We start from the raw sequence: 8,865 nt of genomic DNA on the forward strand, positions 1-8,865 counted from the left end.
GACTCTGGCAGCGCTCGATCAGGCGTCGTCTTCCCTCCACGGTGAGTGGAGCATTACGGTGTGTCACAGGGCTGGTCCTTCTTGGTCGAGAACGGCTATGTCGCAACTCCCATTCTTACGCCGAGGACCAGCCCGTCTACTTCAATCCCTCGTCAGCAACGTCCATACCCACAACACCTAGCGAGCACGCGGTGACCGCGAAGAAAAAGCGTACCCCCGCCAAAGCGACACACACCGCGCCGAGTCCAGAGGTCGTCGCCGCCACCGAATTCCTGCTCGGCCAACCCGACGCCCGCGCGCTTCGGCGCCGCTACCTCGAACTGATCACCCGCACCACCAGCGCCTCCGGCAAGAGGACCACCGATTACGCCGCCGCCGAACGGTACCTCCTCACCACCGCGGCCAAGCTCCGACGGACACGCCCTAACCCGCCGCCGCCAACCACAAAACAACACCACCGCAGCGACCAGCGGATTACGCTCCGCCCCAACGGTATCCGGGACAGATCCACTCACGCAGGAGTGAAAGACCGCCGGAGAAAGAGAACCATCATCACCTACCGCGTGTACACCCCCACCCGCCGCGGCACCGCCGAACGATCGACCCGAACCCAGCTGGCACCCAACCAACTCAACGATCGATTGAGACCACCCGGTCCAAAACTAGGCCACCCAACCAAGATCTGACTCCTCAAGGTCTCCCGTATCAGTTTCGGTCCTACCTGGGATGGACGGACGGCGCCACGGCACGACTCCGGCTTCGGGGCGCAGCAAGAGAAGGTCATCATTCAAATCTTTTGTCACGGTCGGACGGCCCTTGGCTCCACCCTTGAGGATCTGTCGTCGAGCTTCCTGACCAGCACCGTCGCTGTCGAGCAGGACTGAGCACGCAGGCTTGAACTGGTCTCGTCCGCGCGCCAGGTACAGCATGTAGGGCATCATCCGGAACCGAAACAACTCGACGGCCTCGTCGAGGCGGCCCGCTCACCCCGAACAGTTCGAGTCGAACAACATCTCCGTTTACTAATTGTCGTTCTGTTGCGCGGACGTTCGGGAAATGGCTGCGGGCACCGCTGGCGGTGACCATCCCGCGTTCGCGGTCGACTCCGCCGGCGAAAGCGCCGCCACGGCAGCTCCGGCGAGATCGAGTTCCGAGCTCCCTTCGTGCACCGACGCAAATGCGGTGGCCAGGGCCGCATCTATTGTGCGACTCAGTTCACGGATCAACTCCACTTCCCGGCGACTCTTCCGCATTCGCAGGAGCGCAAACATTCTTTCCGCGCTCCGTAGCTGGGCATGCGGAAGCGCGGCAGTCAGCTCTTCGTAATCTCTAGCGGGAATGTAGTCCGTTTCGACCCCAATGCTCCCGCTCTCCATACCCAGCTCACGAAGCATCTGAGCCATCACGGCCACCGCGTTCTGTTCGAACTCCTGCCACACGTAAGCATCGACGTCGGGAAGCCTGTGACGCACAGTGGTTTCTTCTATGTCGACACACAGCACTGCTGCTCGGCCGTCGGTGTTGACTGCCACGGCCGCGTGGCGCCACCGGAGCGGTTCCTGTGAGGGGACAGCAAAACCAGCCAGATACGCGAAATTCTCTGGAGATAACGCCAGTACGCCCGCCAGCCCACTTTCCGCACTGGCGTCCAACAGTCGCTCAATTACGTCTCGATTGAGATCTGCCATGATCAAGTCCTTTTCGGTATTCGCTACGCGGCCATGTGGGAACGCAATGGCTTCATAACTTGCTCGGCGAAGCGGGTCATGCTTGCAGCAGTTTCTTGAGGGGTTCCGGTGAATGAGCAAGACCATGAGTCCGCTCCAGCCGCGTGGGCCGCGGCGATTCTCTCGATCAACTCGGCAGGGGTGCCGATTGCAGCGAACTGCTGCACTGCCCAAGGTGGCACTACGATTTCAGGCCCGCCCCCCTCCACTGTGTCGATGAGTGTGTGCTCGAAACCGACGCGTTCGAGCACACTTTCGTGTGTCGTTGACATAAGATGTTTGGCGAACTGCACCGCGTGGTCGGGAATAGGCTGACCTTCGTCGAGAACCTCCGTCACCTGCCAGGCGACGTAAGTTGGCATACCCTGCAGCGCTAGCCCTTCAACTGCGTGTCGGTGCGGAGCTCAGCGGCCGCGCACTCGTCGCCCTCGAGGTGACCGAATCGCGCTGGCAGCCAGGCATGAGCTGCCTCGCGGCCGGCAAGCGTCGCGACGTCGAGAGTTCGGAGACCGAGTGGCCGGGCGAGGCCGCGGCCGCGGCGTGAGGCTGTCTGACGCACGAGAACAGCGCGCTCAAAACCGAGAAACTGCTGAAGGCCTGCGAGCCACAGGAGCCGGTCAGGCTCGCCAGACTGGCCCTTGCCGCTCTTACACTCGAGTATCGAACGCGAGATCCGCAGACGTCCGTCGACGTCGACCGCGAGAACGTCTATATCGGTGAGAACATCACGTCCAGAATCCGCGTCGACGCGGATTGGCACACGCAGCCTGACCAGAGCACCGTCGTTGAACTCGGTACGGCCGACTCGACGTTCAAGGTCCGCGCCCGGGTCCGTTCCTCGACCACCCTTCTGCACCGGGCGCTTAGCTGACCGGGACGACACCGCTGAATCATCCGGCAGGTCGCCCCTAGGCGCCTCGACAGTGTCGCGCGTTCCTACTTGCGCCGTTCCTGTCTCTTCAGCTTCAGTGGTAATCGGTGTTGATCGCAAGTGTTGCTTGCCGACCGCTGCGGTTCCTGGTCTGCCTTGGGTGAGGAGGCGATCGCACCTTCCGTGGTTTGGACCTCGTCGTTGATCGGTAGTTCGTCGTCAGACACCGAAAGCACCGCCTGAAGTTACGTCACGCAGCGCCGCAATGAGTCGCGCTTCCTCGTGGCCGTTAATTTCAGCCTCGGAGGCAATCTTGGCGCGTTCCCGCTCGACGTGACTGTAGGCCCGCTGGTTGCCCAAGCTCTGGAGGCTGCCCGCCTCGCCTCGGTTTCGGGACCCTCGGGAGTCGATGATCGACAGTGCGGACTCGGCAATGTCGGATTGGAGTAAAACCATTTTGAAGCTGCCGCTTCGGCCGCTCGGTACCACTTTGATCGTGCCTGCGGTCTCGAGCATCGGGTAGTCGGTCCCGATATTCGGTACGCCTCCGGCTTCGCCATCACGGATGAGCGTGTATAGGAACGCTCCTGGGCTGTGCAATTTCCAGGAGGCGAACGTGGAGGCGTAGATCATGCTGCCTACCAACTGGCGCACGTGCCCCGACGGATCTGTGGGAGCAACGCCGAACGCGTCACGCTTGAGATGCGGGCTGAAAAGGAAACCCTCCTCGGACCCGCCTCGTCAAACCATCAGATTTGCTGTCTGCGTAGGTTTTTCCGTTGTCGAAGGCTCGGGCCATGTACGGCAGAGTGTGGACCTGTGCCGCGCTACCGTTCGTGTCCGCGATGCTGTGGGCGATCGGTTTTAGCATACCGACCGGGATCGAGGGATCGGCATCTTCTGCGGTTTCCCAGGTTCCGGGGATGAACAGGTTGAAAGTCTTCGAGCATCCGTTTGATTGGGCGGACGCGATGCCCGGCGACATCAAAGCGATGGAGGCTGCGACGACTGTTGCCGTCATCAGCATGCATACCGGACGGTGGATGGTCGAACCTAGGAACGGCATGAGAACCTTTCTCTACCAGCGAACACGATGTACCTGTCCGCGCGCGGACAGGCCTGACGCGCCCGATTTCAGGTGAGGGCCGCTATGGTGCTGGACGTATTCACTCCGATCAATGCGCCCTGTGAAGAACTGAGCTGTGCGAGGGCCGGGTGATCCTGCGTCTAGCGCGCACGCCCGAGTCGCCGTTCCTGCGGGCTGAGGTGTCCAGTGGGGGCATGTCCGGTGGGCGTTCCCAGCAGCGCTGGGTAAAGATGGATGGGTGAATGCTCCAGCCGAACTGCCCGCCGACTACGCCCAGCTTCTCGACCATCTCAAGTCGCAAGTTCGGCAAGCGCGAGTTCGCGCCACCCGAATCGTCAACACCGAACTGCTCAGTCTGTATTGGGACATAGGGCACGCGATTGTGCAGCGTCAAGAGGCCGAGGGCTGGGGTTCAAAGGTGATCGACAGGCTCGCCGTCGATCTTCGATCGGCCTTTCCCGACATGCGTGGGTTGTCGCGGACCAATCTGAAGTACATGCGGCAGATGGCGAGCATCTGGGGGCGCGATGCAATTGGCCAACAACCTGTTGGCCAATTGCCGTGGGGTCATGTGACGGTATTGCTCGACAAGCTGGATAACCAGTCCGACCGCGACTGGTATGCATCAACGGCTGCTGAACACGGGTGGTCGCGCAATGTGCTGCAAAATCAGATCAACAGCGGTTTACGGCGCAGGATCGGTGCGGCACCGTCGAATTTTCAGGACCATCTTCCGGCCGAGGATTCCGATCTCGCTCAGCAATTGGTGCGTGACCCGTACGTCTTCGATTTTCTCGACATCACCGAACGTGTCGCGGAGCGGGAGCTGGAGTCCGCGCTGATGCGTCGGCTGGAGCAGTTCCTCCTCGAACTGGGACACGGGTTCGCTTTTGTTGGACGCCAGTACCATTTCGAGGTCGGTGATCAGGATTTCTATATCGACTTGCTGTTCTTCAACTGGGTGCAAGCGAGGTTCGTCGTCGTCGAGTTGAAGGTAGGCAGGTTTGAGCCGGAGTATGTCGGGAAGCTCGGCTTCTATGTTTCGTGGATCGACGACAACCTCCGCAACAAGGACATCCACGCCCCGACTGTGGGAATCTTGCTCTGCGCCGGCCGCAACGACAACGTCGTCCGGTATTCACTTGCCGGGACAACTGCACCCCTCGCCGTAGCCGACTACACCTATGAGACTCTCCCCTCCCAGGTTCGCGATCTCGTCCCTACCGACGACGAGATCGCGGCAGCTGTGGAAGCCACTGTTTCCGAACTCGACTCCCAACTGCCCGTCAAACCTGACAACTCCGGCTGAGAGGCGCCATTCGATTTTCGAACCTGGCCGACATATCCTCTGGTGCCGAGATCGCTACCGGTGTTTCGCACGAGGGTCTGCGAACGCGATGCCTGGTCCCGCCCGGTGCGTCGAGGAGCAGGGGGAGTTCTATGTCCAGTCGATGTGGACGGATTCGATGGAATCGAAGTGAAATCCGAAAGTGTCGCCGTACTGGTCGAATCCCTTGTTTTCCGGGTAATCCATCGTGGCGTGACGTTCGAGGATGGCAACCACTCGGGCATGATCGTCGTTGGCCAAAGCCATGGCGAGTTCTCGTGTTTCGTCGAGACTGAAGGGGCTGTCGGAGTTCGCGAAATCGAGGGTACGCACTCGATAGTCGTAACCTTCTTCGGAACCGTTGCGGACGGACACTCCCCCGCGGACTCGGATGGTGGCCTTTTTGGGTTGCCCGTCGGGTCGTAGGACGCCGGCGCGGTCCATGATGTCGCGAGCTTTGACGTTTTTGAGTTTCTTTTTCGCGTCAGCGCGCAGTTCGTTCGTTTCCCCGGAACGGTAGCGAGAGACCCCTGATCGTGAACGGCCGATTTTCTTTGCGACAGCGTCGATTCCGCCGAGGCGTTCGATGGCGGCTCGCCGTTGTGCACGTTCGGTGACGTCGGGGTGCGGGATTCGTCCTTGCTGCGCCCAGCGGCGCAGTGTTCGGTCAGAGGGTGGCTTTCTCCCGGCGTCGACAGCTGCTTGCCGTAGGCCTTCTTTACCGATTTCGGTACGGAGCTGGCGTACGGAGACTTTGCTGGTGAGTCCGGCCAATCCCCCACTTTTGACCGATTTCGATTTTTCGACACCACTGGTCGCTGCTGTCGAGACGGATACGTTGAGTCCGTCCAAGCCGACGGTCTTCTGTGCGGGTTTGGTTGATCGCGGTTTCGGAAGATGCAGGGCCACTATATGTTTCCTTCATCTTCGTCGGTGAACGCAGCTTTGAGTGCGAGGTTGATCTCGTGGGTGTCGCGTGCGTCGGTCAGCATGACGGTTATGTTTTCGGTGAGCGGGGCGCTCTTTTCCAGAGTCATTTTCCCGAGTGCGTCACTCTCGTCTGCGATGTCGATGCCCGGGGGCAGGGGGTAGACCCAGGAGTCGGTGACGGTGCGCAGTGGCCAACGCCCGGTTTCGCGTGCGATGCGCATCGCGACGCGGCGGCCTCGCCAGCGGCAGTGTGCGATGATCGCTGCTCGCCAGAGCGGTTGGTGGTGGTGTTGCATTTGTTTGGCGGTCCACATGTCGGGGTTGACCATTCGGCCGATGTAACCCTTGTAGCAGGCGCCGATGAACCGTTTCATTGCTGTGTCGCCTGTGTCGACGGCAACTTTGCGGGCTTCTCGCAAGAATTTCGCCCACTTGTCGAGGGCCCGTCCCTGTTCGGGGTAGACCCATGCTTCTGCGATGTCGAGGTCGTCGAGTTCTGCGCCGATTCCGCCATCGGCGATGGACGTTTGAAGTGCATCGAGGCTGACGGTGGTGATCCAGGTCTGCACAGGTTGGTCGGCGAGCATGTGTGGGTGAGGCAACGGTAGAGCGGGTGGGAGCGCCAGCATGTCACCCGGTGGGAGGGTTACACGCCAGAGCCCAAACGGGGTTTTCGATTGCCGCGCAGCGTCGAGCGCGTTCTCGCCGCGAAGATGTCGAGGTTTTCCGTAGCCGAATTCGAGCATGCCAGCGGAAGCGAGGTACGCCGCTCGTTGGTCTATCGATACCAGTTGTGTTGCGTCGGAGACTTCTTCGAGGTCCGGGATGCGTGTCCAACCGGCGGCAGGTTCGAGATCTCCGCGGGGTTCGCCGTCCAGCGGTGGGACCGGTCCACCGACAGTGACGACGATTCCTTTACCGCTGCGGGTGCGGTCGCGTTTGATCTTGTCGACGATGGCGGCGCCGGTGCGTGCGGGGGTGGGGCCGGGTAGCACGCCGAGGTGTTGTGCGCACCAGGCGAGTCGGCGTCCCAGTTCCTGCGCAGCGGGGAGGTCGTCGTCGGGGAGGTAGGTTCCGGCGGTGGGTGATCCGAGAATTCCCATGTCTCCCACGCGATTGCCCCATCCGAAGTCTTTGTTCCAGTAGGTCCATACATAGGGTTCGATGAAAATGTCGACCATGGATGTGAAGTTCCCGGTGGTGCGGGAGAGGTGAACGACGTGGCCGGGTTCTCCGCGCAGTTCCCATCCTGCGGTCAGCATGGGGGTCAGCGTGGCGTGGAGGATCGCGGTGAGTTCTTCGGCAGCGCGGGTGCGGAGGATTTCCATGTCGTCGACATCGTCTTCGCTGCCTGGGTCGATGATCCATCCGAGCATTTCGCAAGCTTCGATTCCGACTATCCAGATCTGTGCCGGTGCGCCCAGCGGGGTGAGCGTTGCCCATCTGATGAGTTTGTCGAGTTTTTCGATGGAATCGACTGGGCCGGTGAGTGTGTGGCCAGACGGTGTGTAGGTGCCGGCTGCTGTGACAATGACGGCGTGGCCGTCTGCTGCCTCGCTGGCGGGAGGAAGGGTGCCCGATTCGGTTGCGTCGAGTTCAGATGCCTCGGTGGGTTCCGAATCCACCTCAGCAGTGAGCTCGCTTTGGGGCACAACTGTTTCCGTGTTGTAATCCGAAGACCGTGACGAGTCCGTACCTTGCCGCGCTATGGGGGCGCTTTCGCCTGCCACTGGTTCGACCTCTGGTTCCGCGGCGACACGATCCTCCGCAATCGGCGCACGGGCATCCATCACGTCAGCATCGGGATCCGGCGCCGTGGCGTCTTCGATCCCGAAGAGAGCTGGTTCAGAATCGAGCTCAGAACCTTCGCCATGAACTTCGGGCACCGGAGGAGGATCGAGGTCGAACAGGGGAATCTGCTCCCACTTCTTCACCACCATCTCTCCCCCATCCTCGCTGCTGATTTCCTCATGATTCGAGATCGAATGCTGATCGCAGCGCCCTGCTCAACAACACTTCCTGAGCCGGCAGGAGAAATCCTCGGTTCGCACCGAGTGCCGACACGGGGATGGTCGTCACCCCGTCGCAGTCGGCAACAGATCCGTCCTCGACGCCGTTGCCTTCACCTAAACTCAGTTCGGTCGACAACCCCCGCCCCTTCGAACGAATGGGGGCAACAGTGACCGTCCCCAGGTGGGGCCGAACCAATTCCCTCGTCAGGACCAACACCGGACAAAGATCTCCGAGTTGCGCCTCGTGGATCGGGCGCACTCAGTTCTTCTTCCCGTGCGCGGCAGCGATATTCACATCGCTACCCGCGCCGTCAGACAGGATCTCCACGTCGCGGACCGCCAACTGTCGACGCTGCTCACGCTCCAACGCTCGAAGCACGACTTGAGCACGGCTTTTCGCACGCCCACCGCTGACCTCACTGTCGAGAAACGCCACGATGTCCTCGGGTAGCCGTACCGCGATCTGCGTACTCATAACCATCATGATACCGAATTGGGATGTAAACCGGTACCAGTCCCACATCCATTCATCTCCTTGCAACCACCGCCCCTGAGACTCCCGGTGCCGGGGACTGCCGGCCGAACGTCCGTGGATTGTCCGACCGTCAGTGCCCCGATTACTCGGCGCCGTACAACTCGGCGGTGTAATGCCCCTCCCCATTGCATGTGGCTTCTTCCCAATCGACGCCCAACGCGTCGGCCAGGTGGTGCGCATCGGAGAGGAAATCCGCGAACACGGTGGGCAATTCTTCGGTGCCGGGGGTCTATCTCTTTAACGGTGTTTCGGCGGATTTCCATCAGTAAGTTTCAGATCCTGGCCAACGATCGGCGAACGTGATCGCAAACGCGTTCAGAGCGGGCTTCCACCTCGTTATCCATCGTGCCTGGCCCTTGCCTGTCGGGTCGAGCGA

General features: G+C 61.0%; 10 protein-coding genes. 2 read left to right on the forward strand and 8 right to left on the reverse strand.

The features are described 5' to 3' along the window. Positions 1-191: 191 nt before the first annotated feature. Positions 192-686 (forward strand): hypothetical protein, encoded by a 495-nt coding sequence (locus ABWI03_RS33745; protein WP_003941270.1) that lies wholly within the window; start codon positions 192-194, stop codon positions 684-686. Positions 687-1,022: 336 nt separating this feature from the next. On the opposite strand, the gene ABWI03_RS33750 is transcribed toward ABWI03_RS33745, so the two are convergent. From ABWI03_RS33750 to ABWI03_RS33765, 4 genes are all read right to left on the reverse strand, one after another. Further along, on the reverse strand, positions 1,023-1,688 hold the full coding sequence (locus ABWI03_RS33750; RefSeq protein WP_209923606.1) for an aminopeptidase P family N-terminal domain-containing protein: 666 nt from the start codon (positions 1,686-1,688) through the stop codon (positions 1,023-1,025). Between the two features lie 412 nt (positions 1,689-2,100). Next, on the reverse strand, positions 2,101-2,610 hold the full coding sequence (locus ABWI03_RS33755) for a hypothetical protein (RefSeq protein WP_154100420.1): 510 nt from the start codon (positions 2,608-2,610) through the stop codon (positions 2,101-2,103). 207 nt (positions 2,611-2,817) lie between these two features. Further along, a complete protein-coding gene (locus tag ABWI03_RS33760; protein WP_003941273.1) occupies positions 2,818-3,231 on the reverse strand; it encodes a hypothetical protein in 414 nt (137 codons plus the stop codon). 58 nt (positions 3,232-3,289) lie between these two features. After that, positions 3,290-3,625: a hypothetical protein gene (locus tag ABWI03_RS33765; protein ID WP_003941266.1), complete on the reverse strand. Its 336-nt coding sequence runs from the start codon at positions 3,623-3,625 to the stop codon at positions 3,290-3,292. Positions 3,626-3,923: 298 nt separating this feature from the next. Between ABWI03_RS33765 and ABWI03_RS33770 the strand changes: the two genes are divergently transcribed. Further along, a complete protein-coding gene (locus ABWI03_RS33770; RefSeq protein WP_003941261.1) occupies positions 3,924-4,994 on the forward strand; it encodes a PDDEXK nuclease domain-containing protein in 1,071 nt (356 codons plus the stop codon). 129 nt (positions 4,995-5,123) lie between these two features. Here ABWI03_RS33770 and ABWI03_RS33775 read toward each other — a convergent pair whose 3' ends face one another. From ABWI03_RS33775 to ABWI03_RS33790, 4 genes are read right to left on the reverse strand one after another with little or no spacing between them, the layout of a single operon-like run. Beyond that, complete coding sequence (locus ABWI03_RS33775; protein ID WP_351645199.1) at positions 5,124-5,921, reverse strand: hypothetical protein; 798 nt, start codon at positions 5,919-5,921, stop codon at positions 5,124-5,126. Next, positions 5,921-7,882 carry a hypothetical protein gene (locus tag ABWI03_RS33780; RefSeq protein WP_232508925.1) on the reverse strand — a complete coding sequence of 654 codons (1,962 nt, stop codon included), beginning with the start codon at positions 7,880-7,882 and terminating at the stop codon, positions 5,921-5,923. The genes ABWI03_RS33775 and ABWI03_RS33780 overlap by 1 nt, the downstream gene beginning before the upstream one ends. A gap of 28 nt (positions 7,883-7,910) precedes the next feature. Continuing rightward, positions 7,911-8,213, reverse strand: a complete 303-nt coding sequence (locus tag ABWI03_RS33785) for a type II toxin-antitoxin system PemK/MazF family toxin (RefSeq protein ID WP_003941269.1) — start codon at positions 8,211-8,213, stop codon at positions 7,911-7,913. After that, the gene (locus ABWI03_RS33790; RefSeq protein WP_003941254.1) at positions 8,214-8,429 is read right to left on the reverse strand and encodes a hypothetical protein; all 216 of its coding nucleotides are present in this window, start codon (positions 8,427-8,429) and stop codon (positions 8,214-8,216) included. It lies immediately after the preceding gene. Positions 8,430-8,865: the final 436 nt, after the last annotated feature.

Source organism: Rhodococcus baikonurensis, assembly GCF_040489275.1.
In the GTDB taxonomy this organism is placed as follows: Bacteria; Actinomycetota; Actinomycetes; order Mycobacteriales; family Mycobacteriaceae; genus Rhodococcus_F; species Rhodococcus_F baikonurensis.